The 20011-nt window shown below is 62.6% G+C and carries 20 protein-coding genes; 6 read left to right on the plus strand and 14 right to left on the minus strand.

What is annotated here, in order from left to right; genetic code table 11:
* Positions 1-60: 60 nt before the first annotated feature.
* Positions 61-993 carry a cytochrome b/b6 domain-containing protein gene (locus A477_RS0115410; protein WP_017199846.1) on the plus strand — a complete coding sequence of 311 codons (933 nt, stop codon included), beginning with the start codon at positions 61-63 and terminating at the stop codon, positions 991-993.
* Positions 994-1058: 65 nt separating this feature from the next.
* Here the strand turns inward: A477_RS0115410 and A477_RS0115415 are convergent, their stop codons facing one another.
* The 5 genes from A477_RS0115415 to A477_RS0115435 all read right to left on the minus strand — a co-directional run bounded on the left by A477_RS0115415 (position 1059) and on the right by A477_RS0115435 (position 6560).
* A complete protein-coding gene (locus tag A477_RS0115415) occupies positions 1059-1895 on the minus strand; it encodes a hydroxymethylpyrimidine/phosphomethylpyrimidine kinase (RefSeq protein ID WP_026005669.1) in 837 nt (278 codons plus the stop codon).
* 52 nt (positions 1896-1947) lie between these two features.
* Complete coding sequence (locus A477_RS0115420; RefSeq protein ID WP_017199848.1) at positions 1948-2961, minus strand: TAXI family TRAP transporter solute-binding subunit; 1014 nt, start codon at positions 2959-2961, stop codon at positions 1948-1950.
* Positions 2954-4369, minus strand: a complete 1416-nt coding sequence (locus A477_RS0115425; protein ID WP_017199849.1) for a sensor histidine kinase — start codon at positions 4367-4369, stop codon at positions 2954-2956. The genes A477_RS0115420 and A477_RS0115425 overlap by 8 nt, the downstream gene beginning before the upstream one ends.
* Positions 4366-5028 carry a response regulator transcription factor gene (locus A477_RS0115430; RefSeq protein ID WP_017199850.1) on the minus strand — a complete coding sequence of 221 codons (663 nt, stop codon included), beginning with the start codon at positions 5026-5028 and terminating at the stop codon, positions 4366-4368. Before A477_RS0115430 ends, A477_RS0115425 begins: the two co-directional genes overlap by 4 nt.
* A gap of 134 nt (positions 5029-5162) precedes the next feature.
* The gene (locus tag A477_RS0115435) at positions 5163-6560 is read right to left on the minus strand and encodes an MFS transporter (RefSeq protein ID WP_026005670.1); all 1398 of its coding nucleotides are present in this window, start codon (positions 6558-6560) and stop codon (positions 5163-5165) included.
* Between the two features lie 311 nt (positions 6561-6871).
* On the opposite strand from A477_RS0115435, the gene A477_RS22385 reads away from it, so the two are divergent.
* Positions 6872-7516 carry a methyltransferase family protein gene (locus A477_RS22385; protein WP_083848052.1) on the plus strand — a complete coding sequence of 215 codons (645 nt, stop codon included), beginning with the start codon at positions 6872-6874 and terminating at the stop codon, positions 7514-7516.
* Positions 7517-7657: 141 nt separating this feature from the next.
* On the opposite strand, the gene A477_RS0115445 is transcribed toward A477_RS22385, so the two are convergent.
* Positions 7658-8572: a TIGR01777 family oxidoreductase gene (locus A477_RS0115445; RefSeq protein ID WP_017199852.1), complete on the minus strand. Its 915-nt coding sequence runs from the start codon at positions 8570-8572 to the stop codon at positions 7658-7660.
* Positions 8569-9231, minus strand: coding sequence for a TetR/AcrR family transcriptional regulator (locus A477_RS0115450; protein ID WP_026005671.1), 663 nt, complete (start codon positions 9229-9231; stop codon positions 8569-8571). The genes A477_RS0115445 and A477_RS0115450 overlap by 4 nt, the downstream gene beginning before the upstream one ends.
* A gap of 343 nt (positions 9232-9574) precedes the next feature.
* Here A477_RS0115450 and A477_RS0115455 point away from each other — a divergent pair, with 343 nt between their 5' ends.
* Positions 9575-10285 carry a queuosine precursor transporter gene (locus A477_RS0115455; protein ID WP_017199854.1) on the plus strand — a complete coding sequence of 237 codons (711 nt, stop codon included), beginning with the start codon at positions 9575-9577 and terminating at the stop codon, positions 10283-10285.
* A gap of 81 nt (positions 10286-10366) precedes the next feature.
* Here the strand turns inward: A477_RS0115455 and tgt are convergent, their stop codons facing one another.
* From tgt to A477_RS0115480, 5 genes are all read right to left on the minus strand, one after another.
* The gene (gene tgt, locus A477_RS0115460) at positions 10367-11638 is read right to left on the minus strand and encodes a tRNA guanosine(34) transglycosylase Tgt (protein WP_020372828.1); all 1272 of its coding nucleotides are present in this window, start codon (positions 11636-11638) and stop codon (positions 10367-10369) included.
* 131 nt (positions 11639-11769) lie between these two features.
* Positions 11770-12477, minus strand: coding sequence for an SRPBCC family protein (locus A477_RS0115465; protein ID WP_026005672.1), 708 nt, complete (start codon positions 12475-12477; stop codon positions 11770-11772).
* Positions 12478-12549: 72 nt separating this feature from the next.
* Positions 12550-13563, minus strand: coding sequence for a DUF6707 family protein (locus A477_RS0115470; RefSeq protein ID WP_017199857.1), 1014 nt, complete (start codon positions 13561-13563; stop codon positions 12550-12552).
* A 72-nt stretch (positions 13564-13635) separates the two neighbouring features.
* Complete coding sequence (locus A477_RS0115475) at positions 13636-14175, minus strand: NUDIX hydrolase family protein (RefSeq protein WP_017199858.1); 540 nt, start codon at positions 14173-14175, stop codon at positions 13636-13638.
* Positions 14176-14252: 77 nt separating this feature from the next.
* Positions 14253-14966 carry a hypothetical protein gene (locus A477_RS0115480; RefSeq protein WP_017199859.1) on the minus strand — a complete coding sequence of 238 codons (714 nt, stop codon included), beginning with the start codon at positions 14964-14966 and terminating at the stop codon, positions 14253-14255.
* A 98-nt stretch (positions 14967-15064) separates the two neighbouring features.
* On the opposite strand from A477_RS0115480, the gene A477_RS0115485 reads away from it, so the two are divergent.
* Positions 15065-15670, plus strand: a complete 606-nt coding sequence (locus tag A477_RS0115485; protein WP_017199860.1) for a YdeI/OmpD-associated family protein — start codon at positions 15065-15067, stop codon at positions 15668-15670.
* On the opposite strand, the gene A477_RS0115490 is transcribed toward A477_RS0115485, so the two are convergent.
* Positions 15667-16830, minus strand: a complete 1164-nt coding sequence (locus tag A477_RS0115490) for a glycoside hydrolase family 76 protein (RefSeq protein WP_017199861.1) — start codon at positions 16828-16830, stop codon at positions 15667-15669. The genes A477_RS0115485 and A477_RS0115490 overlap by 4 nt on opposite strands.
* A 91-nt stretch (positions 16831-16921) precedes the next feature.
* On the opposite strand from A477_RS0115490, the gene A477_RS0115495 reads away from it, so the two are divergent.
* A complete protein-coding gene (locus tag A477_RS0115495; RefSeq protein ID WP_017199862.1) occupies positions 16922-17728 on the plus strand; it encodes an SDR family NAD(P)-dependent oxidoreductase in 807 nt (268 codons plus the stop codon).
* On the plus strand, positions 17728-19002 hold the full coding sequence (locus A477_RS0115500) for an acyl-CoA dehydrogenase family protein (RefSeq protein WP_044568987.1): 1275 nt from the start codon (positions 17728-17730) through the stop codon (positions 19000-19002). The genes A477_RS0115495 and A477_RS0115500 overlap by 1 nt, the downstream gene beginning before the upstream one ends.
* Positions 19003-19037: 35 nt before the next feature.
* On the opposite strand, the gene A477_RS0115505 is transcribed toward A477_RS0115500, so the two are convergent.
* Positions 19038-19865, minus strand: a complete 828-nt coding sequence (locus tag A477_RS0115505) for a DUF1684 domain-containing protein (protein ID WP_017199864.1) — start codon at positions 19863-19865, stop codon at positions 19038-19040.
* Between the last annotated feature and the right edge of the window lie 146 nt (positions 19866-20011).

The following is a 20011-nucleotide window of genomic DNA, read 5'->3' on the forward strand; positions in this document are numbered from 1 at the left end:
TGAATCGCTATATAGCGCCAACTGGTCGCAGCCAAACAAGCCAGAGAGGAACGCGGCCTGATGTCCGTTTCAAGCAAGTCGTCCGGGATCACGTCGAACAGGTGGTTCAAACCCGTCGTCGTCACCGCAGGAGCTTTGGTGGTGGCACTGATCCTGGTGCTCGTTGCGCAATGGCTCCGGACCCTCCAGCCCGTCCAGCAGTTCCTCACCGACTACCCCGGGCACTCGGCCATTCCTGAAGGTTCCCCCACAGGGTTCCCGGCCTGGCTTGGCTGGCAGCACTTCCTCAACATGTTCTTCATCGTGCTGATCATTCGTTCCGGCTGGCAGGTACGGACCACCACGCGCCCGGCTGCCAACTGGACCCGGAACAACAAGGGTTTCATCAAGACCAAGAATCCCCCTACCAAGATCAGCCTGGACCTGTGGTTCCACCTGACCCTGGACGCGCTGTGGGTCCTGAACGGCATCATCTTCATCGTGCTGCTATTCGCTACCGGCCAGTGGCTGAGGATCGTTCCCACCAGCTGGGACGTCTTCCCGAATGCCGTCTCGGCTGGGCTGCAGTACGCGTCACTGAACTGGCCTGTTGAAAACGGCTGGAACAACTACAACAGCCTCCAGCTACTCACCTACTTCATCACGGTCTTCATCGCCGCGCCCTTGGCCATCATCACGGGCATCCGGATGTCCGGAGCGTGGCCCAAGAAGGCTGCGATCAACAAGTTCTACCCGATCGAGCTGGCCCGTAAGATCCACTTCCCGGTGATGATCTACTTCGTTGCCTTCGTGATCGTCCACGTAACCCTGGTGTTGGCAACCGGTGCCCTGCGGAACCTGAACCACATGTACGCCTCCAGCGACGACAGCAACAGCTGGTGGGGTTTCGGGATCTTCGCTGCTTCCATCGTCTTCACGGCGGCCGCCTGGTTCCTGGCCCGCCCCTTGTTCCTGCGCCCGATCGCTTCGCTCATGGGCAAGGTCTCGCGCTAGCCCTGATGCAAAGAAACAGCCGCCCCGGAAAAGATTCCGGGGCGGCTGTTGTCTTTAGCCAAGAGCTAGGACAGGGCCCCGCCCTGCCATAGGGCATCAAACGGAGCACCCGAGGACACGCGGTTCTTGATGCCAGCGGTCACGAAAGCCTTCGCCGTGCGGGCAGCTTCCAGCGGTGTCGCACCCTTGGCCAGTTCGGCAGTCACTGCGGCGGCCAACGAGCAACCGGCACCCGAGACGGCGACTTCGCCAACCTTCGGGGCGCGCAGGACCTCCAGCGTCTCGCCGTCATAGTAGACGTCGACGGCGTCCGGGCCTTCCAGCCGAACCCCACCCTTGGCAAGGACTGCTGCGCCGCTGATCTCATGGATGCGAATGGCGGCAGCTTTGAGCGACTCTTCGTCAGTGATGGTGAGTCCGGAAAGCGACTCGGCCTCGAAGTGGTTGGGAGTGACGAAGGTAGCCAGCGGAAGGATCTGCGCCTTCAAGGCCTGGTCAGTGTCCAGGGCGTGGCCGGGTTCCTGTCCCTTGCAGATCAGGACCGGGTCCAGCACGATGTGCCTGAAGGAGGCGTCGGCCACGGCCTTTTCCACGGTGCTGATGGTTGCCGGGCTTCCGAGCATGCCGATCTTCACTGTGTCCAGCACCGAAGGTGCGCCGGAAGCGGCACCATATGCCGCCGTCGTGGCTTCCAACTGGTCTGCAATGACTTGCTGGTCCACCGGCACAAAGCGGTGGTTCCAGTTGTCCTGCGGGTTGAAGGAAACAATGCAGGTGAGGTTCGCAATGCCGAACACTCCGAGTTCCTGAAAGGTCTTGAGGTCGGCCTGCGCGCCGGCGCCACCGGTCGCTTCAGAACCGGCGATGGTCAGGGCAATGGCAGGGGCAACGGCTGAAGTCATGTGTTCCATTTTGCCATTCGCCCCGTCAGTCGCCGATTTTCGCGCCTCCCGGTTAACCGTGCAGCGCCCGGTAAGCGGCCTCTGCAGCCGGATGCAGGGGCAGGCCGGACGTGTTGATCAGCGTTTCCGGGCTGAGGAATTGAACGCCAGTGCTGGACTTCGGCACCAGGTCCTGAGCCTGCTCCACCAAAAGCTCCACGGTCTGCCGAACAACATGATCCGCCAGGTCCCTGCGGCACAGAAGCAGGTTGGCCACTCCCACGGTCCATACGGCAGGTGCGTTTCCGTAGCTGTTCGCGGGAATGAGGACGCGGTCGTAGAAGAACTCCGACTGTGCCCGTGTTGCAGGGATGAGTTCGGAGAGGTCGAGGAGCCGCACGCCAAGGTCCTGAGCCGCGGCGGCGATGGGCGCGGTGGGAACCCCTCCGGACTGGATCATCACGTCAATCGAACCGTCCTTCAGGGAAGCCAAGGCCTGGTTCAGCCCAAGGTTGACCTGCCTCACAGCCCTTCCCGGCCCGGCCGTCTCGCCTGAGAGTCCTGCGGCTTTGATGATCCGCCCGGCTGTGAGGGTTGTCCCTGATCCCGTTTCGCCCACGCCTGCGGTCTTTCCTGCGAGGTCGGCGAAGGTTCGGATTCCGCTGTCCTCGCGCACGATGCAGTGCACGTAGTTCTGATACACCTTGCCCAGCGCCACCAACTGCCCGTCGTCCTTGCCTGGGGCTGGGGCTGCGGCTGGGCCTGGGGCTGCGGCTTGCCCGGCAGCGTCGGCCAGTGCGATGGCGAGTGTCGCCTCCCCGGATAAGACCCGCTGGATGTTGTCGAGACTTCCGCCGGTGGTCAGCGCGACTGCCTCCTCAGCCACCCGTTCACGCTCCAGCAGGTCCGCGAGGAGGGTGGCAAACTCTAAGTAGAAGCCGCCGGATTCGCCGCCGGCAACTGTCAGTTCCTGTGGCCGTTCCTCCGGTGTGCATGCCACTGTTGATACGAGCAGGCTGCCGCCCAAGCCGAGCACGGCAGCTGCTTTGAGGGCCCTTCGCCGGGAGATCGTAGGGAACTCAGGCATGGATTGACTCCCCAGGCCGCGCGAATTCGAGCCGGGCAGTCAGCCCGTGTGGCTCGTTCGCTTCCAGGACCAACTTCGCTCCATTCGCTTCCGCTAACCGTTCCACAATGGTCATACCCAGACCATTGCCGGGAATCGTGCTGTGCTGTGGTGCCCGCCAGAACCTGGTGGTGGACGCGGCGAGTTGATCGGCTGGGAGGCCGGGACCGTCGTCGGAAATCTCGACGGCGGTGCCTCCTTGCGTCTGCCGGCTCGCCACCGTGATGCGGGCGCCCGGGGCGTACTTGATGGCATTGGCGAGGAGTTCACCCACCATGTGCGCGAGTTCATCCGGGTCACAAACGATCTGGTTTTCGGACGCTGGCCCCTCCAACGTCAGCTCCGACCCGGCAAGGCGAGCGGCCGGCGTCGCCCTCTCCACTTCGCCCTGGAGGACCGGGAAGGGATCGATGACGGCCAGGCGCTTGTGCTCTGATGCCGGTTCCACCCGGGCAGACCCTTCAGAGGCGCGATGTTCAGCGGTTGCCAGCTTCAGCACGCCGTCGAGCATTTCTTCCACCCGCTCAAGCTCCGCAACAACGCCTGCTGCCGCTTCTTTCTCAGGCTCCGAGCGTAAGGCGAGCTGCAGCAGATCGATCCTCAGCCGCAGCGCCCCAACAGGGTTCCGGAGTTGATGCGAAGTATCGGCGATGAGCCGGCGCTGCGACTCCATGCTCTCGCTCACGGTGCCTGCCATGGCCGTGAAGGAGCGGCTCAGCTCCCGCAGCTCAGGCGGACCGGCTTCGGGAAGCTGGCTGGTTTTGCCGGTGGCTTCGAGCTCGTGGACTGCCTTGCTCAGCCGGTGAACCGGGCGCAGAACCCAAGCCGTAATCCGCGATGCCGCCACGAGCAGCAGCATCCCCAGCGCCACCGCGGCAAACCCGACGACGAGCCACCGCTCCCTTAACTTCTGCCGGGCTGCGTCGAGATTGACTTCAACAACCACTTCGCCGAGTACCTGGCTGGCCGTGCCGAAGGACCTGGAGATGAAGTCGTTGCCTGTGCCGAACGCCCGGATGGGGTTCAGCGTAGTGTCGCTGAGATTGAGGCTCGCCCGGTTCAGTGCGTCGCTAACCTCTGGTTGGTCCTCGCTGAGGCCTCCGGAGCGGACGGTTCTCTGTTGGAGCCGGATCAGGATTCCTTCACCATAAAGCTCGGAATAGCGGTCCATCTCGCGCTGCAGTTGGGTTGTGTTGGCGTCCTCCACGGCGTCGCTGGCCAGTTGCGCGAAGCGGTTAAGGGCTGCGACGCGGTTGATCTGCAGTTCCTGGGTGAGCTCCCTGCTGGCCGATGTCAGGATCACACTGGAAACCGTCACCACAATGACCACCACCAGCAGGCTGAGGATGCCGAGGACGCGGACCTTCACGGTTGCTCTACGCGGTAGCCGACGCCTCGGACGTTGATGATGAACCCGGGAAGCTGGAGCTTGGACCTGAGGCCGGTCAGGTGCACATCCAAGGACCGGGAGTGCGCCAGGAACGCATCGCCCCAGAGAGCGTCCAGGATCTGCTCCCTGGTCACCACTGAGCCTGCGTTCCTGACCAGGAGACTGAGGAGGTCGAATTCGGTTGCCGTAAGGGCGAGTTGTCGTGTGCCCACCGAGGCCACCCGGCGGTCGAGGTCCACCTCGAGTTCTCCGAGGACGATGGCGTGCGGAGCATCCTGTCCGGAACGATTGGTGCGCCTGGTGACTGCCTCGATTCTGGCGAGCAATTCCACAAGTTTCACGGGCTTCACCAGATAGTCGTCGGCCCCGGATCGGAGGCCAAGCACCACGCTCCGTTCGTCGTCCCGTGCGGTCAGGATCAGGATAGGAATCTGCGTGACCTGGCGGAGTTTCCGCAGGACATCCAGGCCATCCAGGTCCGGGAGGCCGAGGTCCAGCAGGATCACTTCGTGTTGCCGGTGGGCCAGGAGTGCGTCCTCGCCGCGCGATACCCGGGTGTGCTTGTGGCCGGCGGAGGCGACGGCTGCGCTCAAGGCCGACGCCATGGCGTCGTCATCCTCGACGATGAGCACGTGCACTGTCTGGTTCCTTTGGCTTGCTGTGGGCTGGTTCGCGGGTTTTGGTTCGCTACTAGAGCTTAACGTTGTGAGGCCCGCTCTGCTCTCTTCGGAGTATCCAAAGGGCGCAAAGCGGGCCTCACAAGGTAGCCAGGTCAGGCGTTGACCAAGTCCTTCTTGTCGTCGTCGTCCTTTGCGGTGCCCTTGGCGGCGAAGGCGTTGCCCTGCTCCGCGTCCAAGTGTGTCGGCTTCTTGTTCTTCAGCGCGAAGATGTACACCAGCAGTGAGATGAAGATGGCGGCGGTGACGTAGGTGAAGAACATGTCCACCTGGCCCGATTTCTGCAGCGCTGCACCGATCAGCGGAACCGTGCCGCCGAACAGCGAGTTGGCAATCGCGTAACCGAGTCCGACGCCGAGCGCGCGGATGGATGCCGGGAAAAGTTCAGCCTTCACCAACGCATTGATGGACGTATAGCCGCCAACCATGAGAAGGCCGCCGAACATCAGGAGGAAGGCCACGAACGGATCCTTGGTTCCGGCCAGCGTGGAGAGCAGCGGCCACGTGAACAGCACACCCGTCACGCCGAACCAGATCAGCAGCGGCTTCCGGCCAATCTTGTCGGAAAGCATGCCGTACACGGGCTGCAGCAGCATGAAGATGAACAGCGCCCAGAAGTTGATCACGGAGGTATCGGTCTTGGCGATGCCGGACGTATCGTTCATGAACTTCAGGATGAAGTTGGTATACGTGTAGAACGCGACGGTGCCGCCCAGGGTGATACCGATGCAGATGAGCAGCGGATTCCAGTGCTTGGTGAACAGCAGCTTCATGGTGCCGGGCTGTGCTTCGCCCGCAACCTTGACGTGCGCAGCGCGGAGCTGGTCAGCAGAAAGGGTTTCCTCCATCGAGCGGCGAAGCCAGAGAACAACCAGTGCAGCGGCGCCACCGATAGCAAACGGAATCCTCCAGCCCCACTCGGTCAGGTCATCCTTGCTCATAGTGTTCTGCAGGATAACCAGCACCAGGAGGGCCAGCATCTGACCACCGATCAGAGTGACGTACTGGAAGCTGGAGAAGAAGCCTCGGCGCTTTGCCGTTGCAGCCTCGGACATGTAGGTGGCGCTGGTACCGTACTCGCCGCCCACCGAGAAACCCTGGACCATGCGGATAAACACCAACAGAATCAGGGCCCAGAGGCCGATGACATCCTGCGTCGGCAGGATGGCGATGGCAAAGGAACCGGCGGACATCATGGTCACGCTGAGTGTCAGCGCAGCTTTGCGGCCCTTGCGGTCGGCATACCGGCCGAAGAACCAGCTGCCGATCGGGCGCATGAGGAACGACGTCGAGAAGACCGCCATCGCCTCAAGGCCAGCCTGAAGGTCGTCCGAGGAGTTGAAGAAGTGCGACTGGAAATACGCCGCGAAAACCGTGTAGACGTAGAGGTCGAACCACTCCACGAGGTTGCCCGCGGAGCCCTTGAGGATGTTGCTCACGGCTTTCCGTGTCTGGGCGGCTTCGCTCAGAGGTGCAGCTTGTTGGGTGCTCATCAATGAACCTTCCTGGACGGCGCCTGGGACGGCAGCCGTGTCTTGCCTGAGTTCGTTCTGTCCATGAAGCTGGTGCTCATGGCGTCCTTGCGCATGGCTCTTCGTCGACTAAGAAAGGTCCTCCAAGGTGAAGAGGACATGTTCCAAACTATGGGTGATGCACGGCACAGCCAACGTGGGAGCGGATTTCCTAACACTTCCTTAGGTTTCGGGCGACGTCGGTTAGTGCTCGACGGCGGTCGCTCGCCACAGGATTCCCGGCTGCAGCTTCGGCTGTGGCTTTCCCGGGCGGCCGGGGCTATCTTCTTGGCATGGGTGCAGTTCTACGAACAGCCCGCGCGGTGAAAAGGGAGGCAGCCAGTATTCCGCTGCCCCCTGGGCAGGTTGTGGGCCTGGTGCTGGATGTAGTCCTCGATCGTCTGCATCCGGGTTCCGTCCCCGGGCGCGACGTCCGACGCCGGGCGGCCGGTGCGGGCTTGGCTCTGACCGGCGCGGGAATCACCGCTTGGGCCGTTGCGGAGCGCCGACGTAAAACGACTGGAAGCTTTGCTCTGGGTCACCCCGAAGGTTTGGTGACCAGCGGACCCTATGCAGCGAGCCGCCACCCGATGTATCTGGGGTGGTGGTTGCTTCACGCAGGTGTGGCGGTTTCCAGAGGTTCCGCTTGGGCTCTGGTGACTCTGCCTGCTGGAATGCTGGTGGAACATCTGGGCGCGCTGTGGGAAGAATCCATGCTCCGACAGCGATTTGGCGAGGCATACGCCGACTATGAGAAAGATGTTCCCCGCTATATAGGTTCACCGGCATGGTTGATGCGCACCAGTTTCCAGATGGCAAGACGGCCAACGCCGGCGGCGACGGCTATGGACGAGGAAAACAGGAGCGAACCCGTGGATGAAAATGCGCCGAAGGGCACACACATGAGCAATCCCGCAGCGAAGAATGCGGCCACGTGAACCCACTGGTTCCGAACGCGTCGCAGGGCCAGTCCGAGGAGTGAACCAACCGAGGCGCCAACTGACCAGACTGGAAGCAGGCTGAGCGAGCGTTCGGTTGAAGGGGCGATTATGTGAGCGAGCGTTCGGTTGAAGGGGCGATTATGTGAGCGAGCGTTCGGCTTTGCCATTGGCTATGTCGTTGAGCGCGCCCGTCAGGGTTGGGTGCTCAAACGCGAATCCGGCGTTGAGCAGTTTCCGGGGCTCCACCCATCTGCTCTTCAGCACCAGCTCCGTTTGCGTGCGGATCAGAACGGCTCCGGCTTCGAGCAGCCAGGCCGGCGTTGGGATGCCGAACGGGACACCCATGCTTTGCCGAATCAGTGACATGAGCTCATGGTTGTCCACGGGGTAGGGCGTTGCCGCGTTAACTGGACCGGTCAGCTCAGCGTGGGCGTGCACGAACATCACCGTCCTGAACAGGTCCTCCACATGGATCCAGCTAAACTTCTGGTTTCCCGGGCCCATAGGTCCGCCCAAGCCAAACCGGGCAAGGTTCCGGAGGGGGCTCATGACACCACCGGCCCCCAGGACGATCGCAATGCGCAGCGGCACCTTCCGCGTTGCCGGAACAACAGCAGCCGCCAACTCATCCTCCCAAGCCCGGGCCACGTCCACGGAGAACCCGCTGCCCAACTCGCCCGAGACGTCGGACTGTGGGAGATCTTCCGCGTGCCGGTAGATGGTTCCGGTACTTGAGTTGATCCAGGTCATAGGCGGTTCAGCGCACGCAGCAATCGCCCGCCCCAGGGTCCGCGTGGTCAACACCCGGGAGTCCAGAATCTCCCGCCGGTGCCGCTCGTCGTAGCGGCAGTTCACGGAGCGTCCGGCGAGGTTCACCAGCAGATCGGCGCCGTCCAGCGTTTTGGTGATGGCGCCGTCGTCGTTCCAGCGGGCGTCAGCCGACGCGTCCCGCCCAACGGTCCGGACCTGCCACCCCTCGGCAATGAACCGCTGCTTGAAGTAGCCGCCAATGAAGCCGGTGGCACCAGCGATCACCACTGACTGCGGGCTCATGAGTCTGCCTTGACGCTGCGCACGAGGCCAAGGACGTCGTCGAACACTTTGCTGACGCCGGGAATCTTCGCGAGCGACAGGCCCCGCGCCACAAGTGGTGCCGCGCCATCGATCAGCTTGCGCGTGCGGCGTTGATCCTCGGAGCGGTCGTAAACCCAGAACAGCGCTACGCCCATGTACGCCAGCCACAGCAATTCGGGCAGATCCCCGCGCAGCTTTTTCGCGACGGCGGGGGAGGAGCCCTCGACGGCGGACCGGAAGATCGCGAGCGAGGCCGCGCGGGCGGCGGTGGACGCCTCACCGAACGGGTTGACGGGCGACGACGGCCGGATCGCCGTCGCGATGAAATCGGAACCGAACTGGTGGTACGGAGACATGACGTCCACTCCTGTGTGCAGAACTGCTTTGAGGCGCCCGGCGAGATCATAGATGCCTTCGAGTGCCTGCGCCGCCACTACGGCGTGTTCTTCCTGCACTTGGACGTAGAGCTCCTGGACGAGTTCGTCCTTTGAGGCGAAGTAGTAGTAGGCGTTGCCGACCGAGACTCCGGCCTCCTGGGCGATGGCGCGCATGGTGGTCTTTTCGAAGCCGATTTCACGGAACATCTTCAGTGCGACATCGGCCACCAGCTGGCGGGTCTGTTCACTCTTTGCTGCCATTCGGTCCACCTCGCGGAAAGTTTTGAACGTGTTCAAGAATAAGTATGGCATCAGTTCTGAACGTGTTCAAAAGCGGGTTTGTGAGCGAGCGTTGGGGTCAAGAACGTGGGAGGTGAGCGAGCGTTGGGGTCAAGCACGTGGGAGGTGAGCGAGCGTTGGGGATGAAGGAGTGGGAGGCGAGCGAGCGTTTGATTCAAGCACGTGGGAGGTGAGCGAGCGTTGGGGATGAAGGAGTGGGAGAATGGAACCGGTGCCGGGCCGGATGCCCCACCAACCACAGTGCTAATACAGCGGGGTTCCCTCACCAAGGAGCCTGCGCGAACCACTACGAAATGGATGACCCATGCCCTCGCCCTCAGGCTCCAGTACTCTGAGCAAGCCCGCTCCGCGCTTCGCTTCGATCGGCTCCCCGTATTTCGGCATCATGCTGGCCATCATGGCCGTGGTGCTGATCCTGTCCAACATCGGCGCTTCCAAAGGCGTGGTGATTGGACCGATCATCGCCGACGGCGGGTTCTTCCTCTTCCCGATCGCCTACATCCTGGGTGACGTGATGAGCGAGGTCTACGGCTTCAAGGTGGCCCGCAAGGCCATCATTACTTCGTTCGCGCTCTCGGTGTTCGCATCGCTCTGCTACTGGATCATCATCGTGCTGCCGGGCTTCAACGACGAGTACGGCACAGCCAAGCAGGCAGCCATCGAAGGTGCCCTGGGCCCGGTTCCGCTGATCGTCCTCGGTTCACTGCTCGCTTTCCTGGCCGGGCAGACCATCAATTCCTGGATCCTGGTGAAGATGAAGGCGCGCACGGGCGAGAAGTCACTATGGGCGCGCCTGATGGGCTCGTCCGTGGTGGGCGAGTTCGTGGATACCCTGATCTTCTGCACCATCGCGGCGTCGGTCATCGGCATCACGGACTTCGGTTCGTTCCTGAACTACGTCCTGGTTGGCTTCGTCTACAAGACGGCCGTGGAATTCCTGTTCGTCCCCGTCACCGTGCTGGTTGTTGGCTGGATCAAGAAGCGCGAGCCCAGCTACGGGGTAGCTGCAGCCTAGCCTCGGGCCGAGATCGCCGGAACCGTGTGAGTTCGCCGGAAGTTTCCGCACGCTCACGCGGGCTTCCGGCGATCTCGACGCCTACGAGTAGTACCGGCCCAGGGTCTCCGCCTTGAACTCGAAAAAATCCCCGGATTCGATGGCCAGACGGGCGTCGTCCACCATCTTCACCACGAAGCGCTCGTTATGGATGGAGATCAGGGTTGCAGAGAGCATTTCCTTGGCCTTGAACAGGTGATGGATGTAGGCCCGTGAATAGTTCACGCAGGTGTAGCAATCGCAGCCGTCCTGTAGCGGCCCGAAGTCCGTTTTGTACTTGGCCCCGGACAAGTTGAACCGGCCAAACGGGGTATAGAACGCTGAGTTCCGGGCAACACGGGTGGGGGAGACACAGTCGAAGGTGTCGGCACCGTTCTCGATAGCCGTGAAGATGTCGTCCGGCTCGGAGATGCCCAGCAGGTGCCGGGGCTTGTCCTCGGGAAGTTCCTCGTTGCACCAGCGCACAATTGTGCCCAGGTTTTCCTTCTCCAACGCACCGCCGATCCCGTATCCGTCAAAGGGCATGGCGCCCAGGTCCTGGCAGGCCTTCCGTCGCAGGTCCTCGTACTGCGCTCCCTGGATCACGCCGAACAATGCCTGGTACGGCTTGCCCACGCGGGAAGAAGTCAACGACGCGTGCTCGTCCAGGCATCGCAGCGCCCACAGCCGCGTTCGCTCCAACGACTCCTCTTGGTAGGCCCGGGAGTTCTGCAACGTGGTGAGTTCGTCAAAGGCGAACATGATGTCCGCGCCGATCTGGTGCTGGACCTGCATGGAAATTTCGGGGGAGAAGCGGTGCCGATCCCCGTTGAGGTGCGATTTGAACCAGACACCGTCGTCGTCAATGTGCGCCAGCCGCTCCTTGCCGGGCGCTACTGCGTCGTCGGGTCCTGAGCTGTCCACGTTCTTCATATCGATGACTTTTTTGAACCCGGAGCCAAGGCTCATCACTTGGAATCCGCCCGAGTCAGTGAAGGTTGGCCCCGCCCAGTTCATGAACGCGCCAAGCCCGCCAGCGGCGTCGAGAATCTCGGGCCCCGGCTGCAGGTAAAGGTGGTAGGCGTTGGCCAGGACTGCCTGGGCACCGAGCCCGGCGATCGACTCAGGCAGCACGGCCTTGACTGTGGCTTTGGTCCCGACGGCGATGAACGCCGGCGTCTGGATGGTGCCGTGCGGTGTGGTGATGGTTCCGGTTCGGCCCAGGAAAGCGCCGCCGTTGGCGTCTACCTGAGCGTCCGACGGCGAGCACGTTTCCGTGAGGCGCTTACCCACGGAAAAGGAGAACTCGGATTGCCGGTGGGACAAACTGGGCAACTCAGGCCGCGCATGCGGAGTGGAACCCGGCGCAGCAGAAAGATCGGACAAAGACGCAGAAGCAGGAAGGGAAGCTGGCACGCTACCAAGTCTGCCAGCTTTACCGCGGGTAACCTGCCCAAAAACCCCTGCTAGCCGTAGTTCTCAGCCTTCCAGTTGTCCCACGAGGACCGGATGTCCGCCAAGGTGTGGGCCCCCAGATCGTAGGTGGAGGCAATCACCATGGAGCCGCCGTCGGGCCTTTTCTCCGGAATGGGCAGTTGCTCCGCTACGATCAGCAGTCCTTCCCCATGCTCGGCGTAGCTGTGCACGGTGAGGCCCACCTGGTGCCGGCTTTTGAACCAGACCTTGCCGGAGATCTTCTCACCGGTGGCAAGAGTGAGTGAGTACTCGTCCCCAACAGGCGGCAAATCCCCGAGTCCCAGTTTCTCAATCGCCGGCCCACCTTTACCCGGCAGGGAAATGAAGTGGGTCCGGCGTTGCCCGTGTGGGTGCCGTTCCAGCGCGAATCGCAGCTGATGCAGGAAGGTGAGCCACCCCTGAGTGATGTCCTCATCCCATTCTGCCCATTCCGAGTTGTGGTCGAGGGCGGCCCTGGTGACCCGCACTTCGGTACCACCGGAGACGGGGTGGAGCTCAAAAACGTCGCCGCCGTTGACGGTCAGGCTCGTGTGGTCGGGCCCCTCAACAACATCGGTGTTGAAGTAGATCTGTTTGATTTCGTCGGCAAGATCGTCGGCTTCCCAGCCGTGCCATTGAGCCACCAACGACGGTTCGCGCAGCATTGTCCAAACCTGCTGCGCGTCGGCATTAATCACAACGCTCAGATTGTTCGTCATGGCCCCGAATCTACCGCCGTTGGCGCCCACATAACAGGTCTTGATATTCCCGAATAAGCGGTACAGGAAAAGCTAGGCGCGCACCGACTCAAGTTCATTGCCGATCCGCCGGGCCAGCTCGTCCTCGTCGATGGTCTTCGATCCACCGTGGGCGCGCAGGAACATCAACGCTTCTAGCCGGAGGAACCGCCATTCGCGCTCGGCTTCGTGGTTCCCGTTGTCGATTGCGCGGAAGATTTCCTTGTCGTACAGATTGGGTTCGTTCAGCGAACGCTGCCTGACCCGGGCGTTGATCCGCGCCTTGAAGGGGTCTTCTTCCTGGGACTCGGGCGCGCGCAGCAGTTTCTCGTAAACCGCGGCACGTTCGGTTTGTCCGGCTTCGCGGCAAATGAAACTGGATAGCGCCAGGGCACGTTCGATCGATGCCCAGCGGTCCAGGTTGCCGTCAAAGGGCAACACATTCAGCAAGTCGGCGACTGCCAAAGCATGGTCCGGATCGCGCAGCACAATGCAAAGATCGAAGGCGAGATCGCTGAGGTCCCGTAGGCAGCTCCCAGACTTCGTGTTGATGCCCTTCGCGAGCCGATCCGCCAGGACCTGCACACCGTTCTTGCCCTTATGGTTGGCAGCGGCGGCACGGACCACGGCTTCGGGTGTGCCGTCCGGTTCAGGGATGAGGGCCAGCTCTTCGGCGCTGGGACCGGTGTGCGTCGGCGGCGTTTCCGGGCGCGGAGGAACGACGACGGCGGGCCCCGTGGGAGCGTCGGCGTCGCCCCCTGCTGAGGTACTGGAGCCGGAGGGGCTGGTGTCAGTGGTGCTTTCGTCCGCGGCGCTGGAGTCGGCGCCTTCGGAGTCCACCGGAACTCCGTCACCCACCGGAACGCTGGACCCTACAGCGATCCGCAACGTACCGCCGTCGAGCATTGTCACCAGCAGCAACGCGGCCACGCCGTAATCGTCGTTTTCCACCTCAACGGCGGCAATTTCCTCGGCCGGCCCGTCACCGGGTGGGAACACAAAATCCCCGGGCCGCAGGTCCCCAGCCTGCTTTTCCATGTATTGCTGTGTGGCTGGGCTGTGAGTCATCGGAAGTCCTTTGGTTCTCGTGGGTCCGCCGTCCAGTCTACAAAGACCAGCTGGTGAAGGGGCCGGGACCCGCTAGAGAACGATGCCCGAGAAAGCCAGGGCTTGCCGGACGAGGTTCCCCCGGCCGCCGTCGAATTCCTGCTGGACGTTGTCGCTGAGCACCTCTTGCGGCGTCATCCACGTGAGCTCCAAAGCGTCCTGGCGGGGTTCGCATTCGCCGGTCACAGGAATGATGTAGGCCAGTGAAACGGCGTGCTGGCGGTCATCCGTGAAGCCCGTCTGCGACGGAGCCGGGAAATATTCGGCCACCGTGAAGGGAACAGGGCTGATGGGCAACTGCGGGAAAGCCAGGGGGCCGAGGTCCTTCTCCATGTGCCGCAGGAGCGCCGCACGGATGGTTTCGCGGTAGAGAACGCGGCCGGAGACGAGGTAGCGGACCATGTTTCCGTCGGCGTCGCCCTGAAGGAGGGTGCCCACTTCGTTCACATAGCCGAGCGGATCCAACCTGACCGGAACGGCCTCCACGTAGACCATGGGGAGGCGGCCGCGGGCTTCGAAGAGGTCTTCATCTGAAAGCCAGCCTGGATACGGGTCGGGTGTACGTACGCTCATGGTTAAGTTCTACCGCATCCCCAGCCGAACTTCCTTGGCAACGGCGCCGTGGCTGCGGCGTTACGCTCTCGGCTGTATTACGCGGCCGTGACCGGTGACTTCTCCACCACAATCGACGCCGGCGCCGCGCCGCTCACAGCATCCGGGTTGGCAACGTACAGGACGTCTTCGGAGATCCTGGTCTCTATGTCCGCAGCTTTGAGGCGCGCCAGCAGTGGTTCCAGATCGCCGTCATACTCAAAGGCGAGGTCCCCGTTGGTGGCGTCCGCGCCGTGAATAACCCGAAGGATTCCGCCGTTCTTGGTGGTGAACGTGGCCGATTCGTCGTCCTCCGTGCGTGGCCGGGCGCCGATGTTTCGCAAAACATTTGCGGAGAACGCCACCAAGGGGCTGACCCACGTCGCTGCCACCGTGAGTGCTGGATCGGCATCACTTGATGTGGCCCAGCTACCATCTGCTGCCTGGCGCGCGGGGAAAGCAAAGAACTCGAAACCGTCGTCGGCCGAGATACGCACCGTGGGCCCGTAGGAGGCTTCATGGAGCTCCGCCTGGGTGCCGTCTTCCTCGGTGCGGCGGGCGAACTCCTCCAGATTCCCTACCTCGACACTGAAAATCGTGTAGCCATCCAGTGGGTGGCCGTGTTCCAGCCGGCCCAACGCGACGCGGCCCGAACCGGCGTCGAACTCCTGCCAGTCGCCGTCGTCCACCATCTTCACCAAACCCAGCGCCTGCAGCAGCGAGGCCCACTGCTCAAAGTGCGATGTGTAGTGGATGGGGCGGGCTCGCAACATTGGTCCTCCTGGGCTGGGTCCTCGCGGTTCGGGTGTCCGCTCCCAGCCTATGCCGCGTGGCCTTGCCGGGCACGGCGCGTTTCACAGGAGAATGAACCATGCCCAGTGAACTTGAGGAACTTCTTGTCGCAGACGGCGCCGCCTGGCGCTCTTGGCTTTCGGAGCATGCCGCTGAGAGCCCCGGCGTGTGGCTGATCCTGCACAAGAAGGGCGGCAACGTCACGGAGTTGGACTACGACGCCGCCCTGGATGAGGCCCTGTGCTTTGGCTGGATCGATGGCCAAGCGAAGAGCCGCGACGCCGAGAGTTACTTCCAGCGAATGACGCCCCGCGGCCGCAAGAGCATCTGGTCAGCGCGCAATGTGGGCCACATTGCGCGACTGGAATCCGAGGGCAGGATGACCGATGCCGGACGAGCGGCCGTCGAAGCCGCACAAGCTGATGGCCGCTGGGAAGCTGCCTACGCCGGGCCAGCCGATTCCGTGGTTCCGGATGACCTTGCGGCAGCTATCGCCGCAGTCCCGGAGGCCCAGGCGATGTTCGATTGCCTGACCTCCCAGAACCGCTTCGCCCTCATTCACCGCACCAACGGGGTCAAGCGGGCAGACACCCGTGCGCGCAAGATCGCCGGTTTCGTCGAGATGCTTGCCCGTCACGAGGCCCCGTACCCGCAAAGAAAGCGTCCCGCGTCCAACGGCAGCTAGAGCGTGGCGGCAGCTTCCAGCGCCATCCAAGCTTGAAGCTGCGTGGAAAGCTCGACGGCGGCCCCCACCGGATACGTCTCGCTCGCCGGTCGCTGGGGGTCGAAAGAGAACACAATGGCTGGAGTTCCCCTACGAGCCTTGGCCTGGTCTGGGTTCTCGCGGCGCCCGTCCCAGAACGCTTCGGCTGTGGCGAGAACCAAAGACCTGGCCGTATCCCGGGTTGTGCTTGGTAGCCGGGCGTCACGGGCTGCCAAAGCGAGATAGCGGAGCAGGATGCCGGTGAAAAGACCACCATCGCCCGTGCCGTCACCGCGGATGACCTGCGCGCCGGGAAGCGTCAGTTCGCTTTTCACTGCGTCCACAAGCAGGGCGGCCCTGCGCAGGTTGTCATCACCGCCCAATTCCAGCAACGCACCCAGGACCGGGCCTTGGTTGTAGGTGTAAATGGCCTCATCCACCACCACCTTGCCCTGACTGATCCGAAGCCCGTCCCGATACACGCCACGTTCCGGGTGGAGGAGCTTGCTGTTGAGCCAGTCCACCAACTTCTGTGCTCGCTCTGCGTGGTCGGTACGAGCGTAATAAAGAGCCACGGGGGCCGTGGCAGGGGTGTTCTTGAAGTCCCGCTTGGTGCTCCAGTAAGTACCGCCGCCAAGGTCGTCCGTTGAAGCTGAATCGAACTGCAAGGTCAGGCTCTTGCGCACATACGCGTTGCGCCGCCGACCAGGTTTCTTGGTCTCCTCCGCCAGCTTCTCCAAGCGCAGCGTGGCGAGTGCCAGCCACGCCATGTCGTCGTAGTAGTCGTTGACGAATCGCAGCAGGTTCCGCAACCGGATTGTGGTGACCAGCCGCGAAGCGAGCCGGCCCGCGCTCGGGCGGGAGTCGCCGTCGAACTTTGTTCTACTTGCGAGTTCGCGGCGGCCCGCATCCACCAGGCAATCGACGTAGTGCGCTTGCCACCAGTAGTGCCAAGGACCAGAGACGCTTTTGACGGTGTTGCTGGGCAGGCTCACTGCACCGATGTGCGTACCGGGCAGGAACAGTAGCCGCCTGCCGAAGCTTCGGCTCACTGATCGGGCAGCCTGGTTGGCGCGTGTTGCCCATTCGGCGGCGTCTGTGGAGGGGGCCGGCCTTCCGGCTGGCTCGATCTGGCTGGACATGCAATTAGCCTAGCTGGGCCGGAAGTGTGCGCTTGCCCACAATTCCAGTTAACATGCATTAACGGATTTGGGTCTGCATCAAGGAGGATGAATGGACATCAAGGGCACGGTCGCGCTGGTAACCGGCGGGGCATCAGGGCTAGGGGCCGCTACCGCGAAGCGCTTGTTCGACGCCGGAGCTTCGGTGGTGCTGGTGGATCTGCAGCAGTCGGCTGGTGACGAATATGCGGCCAGGCTGAATTCGGCACGTTCGGAGGTGGGGGAGTCGGGCCCACGCGCTGTCTTTGCTCCAGCCGACGTCACCAACGAATCTCAAGTCCAGGCCGCCGTCGACACCGCCATGTCCATGGGACCACTCCGGATCGTGGTCAATTGCGCAGGTATCGCAACACCAGGGAAAGTCATTGGCCGCGAAGGCGTGCTGCCGCTGGAGAACTTCAACAAGGTCATCCAGATCAACCTCGTGGGCACTTTCAACGTGATCCGCTTGGCCGTTGCTGCCATGGTGGAAACCGAGCCCATCTCCACAGAACTGGGTGGGCCTGAACGCGGCGTCATCATCAACACCGCCTCCGTGGCCGCCTTTGAAGGCCAGATCGGCCAGCCGGCCTACGCCGCATCCAAAGGTGCTGTGGCAGCCATGACGCTCCCCTTGGCACGGGAGTTTGCGCGTTCACTGATTCGCGTAGCCACCATCGCCCCCGGCATCTTTGAAACGCCTATGATGGCCGGACTTCCCCAAGCGGCCCAGGATTCCCTTGGACAGCAGGTCCCGCATCCCGCACGCCTGGGCCGTGCTGCGGAGTACGCAAACCTGGCTGCCCACATCGTGGAAAACGCCATGCTCAACGGGGAGACCATCCGACTCGATGGCGCCATCCGTATGGGACTCAAATGATGGGCGATTACAGCGGCTCTCCAGGGCCATTGCCTGGGACGGCAGTGCCCGGTCCGTCGTCTGTAGCGGATCTTCCCACGGCTGACTTCTTCGACTTCGAGTCGCTGCTCAGCGTTCAGGAACAACGGAAACTCAACGAACTCCGGGCTTTCCTTGCGTCCGAGATCGCACCATACGCCGGGCAGTGGTGGGAGAAAGCCGAGTTTCCCGAACATATCCTCCCTCAGCTCGCGGCCCTCCGGCTCAGCGCGCCCGCCCAGCGCGGATATACGCACCTGTTCGCCGGCCTGGTCATTGCCGAGATGACACGCGTCGACACCTCGATCGCCACGTTCTTCATGGTTCACCACGATCTCTTCGTGGAGTCGCTGTACGACTTTGGCAGCGACGCTCAGCAGGACCGCTACCTCGACGACGCCTCCAATCTCCGCACTACCGGCGCCTTCGCGCTTACGGAGCCGGATCATGGGTCCGATGTCGCCGGCGGAATGGAGACCACTGCCCGCCGTGTTGAGCGGGCAGATTCCGACGGCGGTGATTACTGGGTGATCAACGGCGCCAAACGCTGGATTGGGAACGGGACGTTCTGCGACTACATGTTGGTATGGGCCAAGGACGAAACAGACGGCGCCGTGCGTGCCTTCATCGTTGACGCATCCTTGCCGGGCATCACCCGGAGTCGCATCGAGAACAAGATTGCCCTGCGAACCGTGCAGAACGCCGACATCGTGTTTGTGGACGTGGAGGTAGCTGAGACAGACCGCTTCGCTGGCATCAGCAGCTTCGTCGACACCAACCACCTGCTCCGAGGCTCCCGCATCATGGTGGCCTGGCAGGCCGTTGGCCAACAACTTGCAGCCTTCGATGTCGCCCGGCAGTACGCCGTCGAGCGCATGCAGTTCGGTAAGCCGCTGGCCAAGTTCCAGCTCATCCAGCAACATCTGGTGGACATGCTGGGAAATGCGGTGGCCAGCATGGGGATGATGGTTCGGATAGCGCAACTGCAGGAAGGCATCTTCACAGATGCGCAAGGAGTGCGGCACGGAGGCGCAGAGATGGCGCAGGTGGCGCTTGCCAAGGCCTACTGCAGCGCCAGGATGCGGGAAACCGTGGCGTTGGGCAGGTCAATCCTGGGCGGGAACGGAATCGTAACCGATTACCGCATCGCGAAGATCTTCGCCGATGCCGAAGCCATCTACACGTACGAAGGCTCCTACGAAATCAACTCGCTGATCGTTGGCCGTGCAGTGACAGGGGTTTCCGCAATCGCTTAGACGTCCCGGCCCAGACCACCGTGGCTGTCCGGGCGCTAGTCTTGCGGAAGCTTCTCTCCGGCTTCCACCCGAACATCGATTGAATTGCCCCGGACAGGCATTGGGCAGGTGCCGTACGGAGTGAATGCACTCGGGTAGTTGATGGCGCGGTTGAAGTCGATCATCACGGTCCCGTCGGGCCGAGGCCGGGGGATGAAAACCTTGCGCCATTCGTCCGTGGTCTCTCCGTTGGTTTCATCGTGGAACGTTACGTTGAGCGCGCCCAGCTTCTCTTCCTCGGCGTGCAGCCGGATTTCGTGGGGAACACCCGGTACCCGGAACGCCACTTCGCCCACTGACCTGTGGATACCGTCCACCAGGGGGTTCGCCGTGCCGATGGGCACGTCCTTGGGCTCATCGTAGGCTTCGAACCGGCCCTCGATAACCCAGCCGGGGTCGTATTCGTAGGTGGGGACACCTTTGAAACCAGTCATCACGGGGGAGTTGTTGTCGCGGGTGCGAACAGCGTACTTGTCGGCGCGCATGGCGAGTTCCACCACGACTTGCTTGCCGTCCTTGCCTCCAAACTGCACCCACATGAGCGACTCTTCGTCCTGCAGTGTGGCCGTGATGGTCCCCTCGACGCCCTGTCCCGTCTCGACGAGCGTGAGCCCATCCGCAGCGGCCGCCGTCAGGAAAGCCGTGGTGCCGTCGGTGGACCAGAGGCCAGGGACGAGTTCCACCTCGGAAGGTTCGGCCTCAAGCCATTGGAAAGATGTGAGCGTCAGCCAGCCGTGTTCGGTGGCAAGAGCTGCATTTCGGCCTGCACGGAACCGCTCCCAACGGGCGAGTTGGGCGTCGGTTGCAGTGGTGGGCGAGCTCATGGTTCTCCTCGGCGGGTTCGCGTCAATTCGTGGCGGTTGCACTTGCCTCAACTATGCGCCGGGTCTGGGCATTCCCCGAATCCATACGACCTCAACCGGACCCTTTATCTTGGATCGGCTCGCGCTGGCCCTAAGTCATGCCAGCG

This window comes from Arthrobacter sp. M2012083 (assembly GCF_000281065.1).
Classification (GTDB): Bacteria; Actinomycetota; Actinomycetes; order Actinomycetales; family Micrococcaceae; genus Arthrobacter.

Excerpts from the sequence above, each read along its gene's own strand:
- A477_RS0115500 (WP_044568987.1), top strand. The coding sequence starts at position 17,728 with ATGGGCGATTACAGCGGCTCTCCAGGGCCATTGCCTGGGACGGCAGTG.
- A477_RS0115485 (WP_017199860.1), top strand. The coding sequence starts at position 15,065 with ATGCCCAGTGAACTTGAGGAACTTCTTGTCGCAGACGGCGCCGCCTGG.
- A477_RS0115505 (WP_017199864.1), bottom strand. The coding sequence starts at position 19,865 with ATGAGCTCGCCCACCACTGCAACCGACGCCCAACTCGCCCGTTGGGAG.
- A477_RS0115415 (WP_026005669.1), bottom strand. The coding sequence starts at position 1,895 with ATGACTTCAGCCGTTGCCCCTGCCATTGCCCTGACCATCGCCGGTTCT.
- A477_RS0115445 (WP_017199852.1), bottom strand. The coding sequence starts at position 8,572 with ATGAGCCCGCAGTCAGTGGTGATCGCTGGTGCCACCGGCTTCATTGGC.
- A477_RS0115470 (WP_017199857.1), bottom strand. The coding sequence starts at position 13,563 with ATGACTCACAGCCCAGCCACACAGCAATACATGGAAAAGCAGGCTGGG.
- A477_RS0115495 (WP_017199862.1), top strand. The coding sequence starts at position 16,922 with ATGGACATCAAGGGCACGGTCGCGCTGGTAACCGGCGGGGCATCAGGG.
- A477_RS0115455 (WP_017199854.1), top strand. The coding sequence starts at position 9,575 with ATGCCCTCGCCCTCAGGCTCCAGTACTCTGAGCAAGCCCGCTCCGCGC.
- A477_RS0115490 (WP_017199861.1), bottom strand. The coding sequence starts at position 16,830 with ATGTCCAGCCAGATCGAGCCAGCCGGAAGGCCGGCCCCCTCCACAGAC.
- A477_RS0115480 (WP_017199859.1), bottom strand. The coding sequence starts at position 14,966 with ATGTTGCGAGCCCGCCCCATCCACTACACATCGCACTTTGAGCAGTGG.
- A477_RS0115435 (WP_026005670.1), bottom strand. The coding sequence starts at position 6,560 with ATGAGCACCCAACAAGCTGCACCTCTGAGCGAAGCCGCCCAGACACGG.
- A477_RS0115450 (WP_026005671.1), bottom strand. The coding sequence starts at position 9,231 with ATGGCAGCAAAGAGTGAACAGACCCGCCAGCTGGTGGCCGATGTCGCA.
- A477_RS0115475 (WP_017199858.1), bottom strand. The coding sequence starts at position 14,175 with ATGAGCGTACGTACACCCGACCCGTATCCAGGCTGGCTTTCAGATGAA.
- A477_RS0115465 (WP_026005672.1), bottom strand. The coding sequence starts at position 12,477 with ATGACGAACAATCTGAGCGTTGTGATTAATGCCGACGCGCAGCAGGTT.
- A477_RS22385 (WP_083848052.1), top strand. The coding sequence starts at position 6,872 with ATGGGTGCAGTTCTACGAACAGCCCGCGCGGTGAAAAGGGAGGCAGCC.
- A477_RS0115410 (WP_017199846.1), top strand. The coding sequence starts at position 61 with ATGTCCGTTTCAAGCAAGTCGTCCGGGATCACGTCGAACAGGTGGTTC.
- A477_RS0115420 (WP_017199848.1), bottom strand. The coding sequence starts at position 2,961 with ATGCCTGAGTTCCCTACGATCTCCCGGCGAAGGGCCCTCAAAGCAGCT.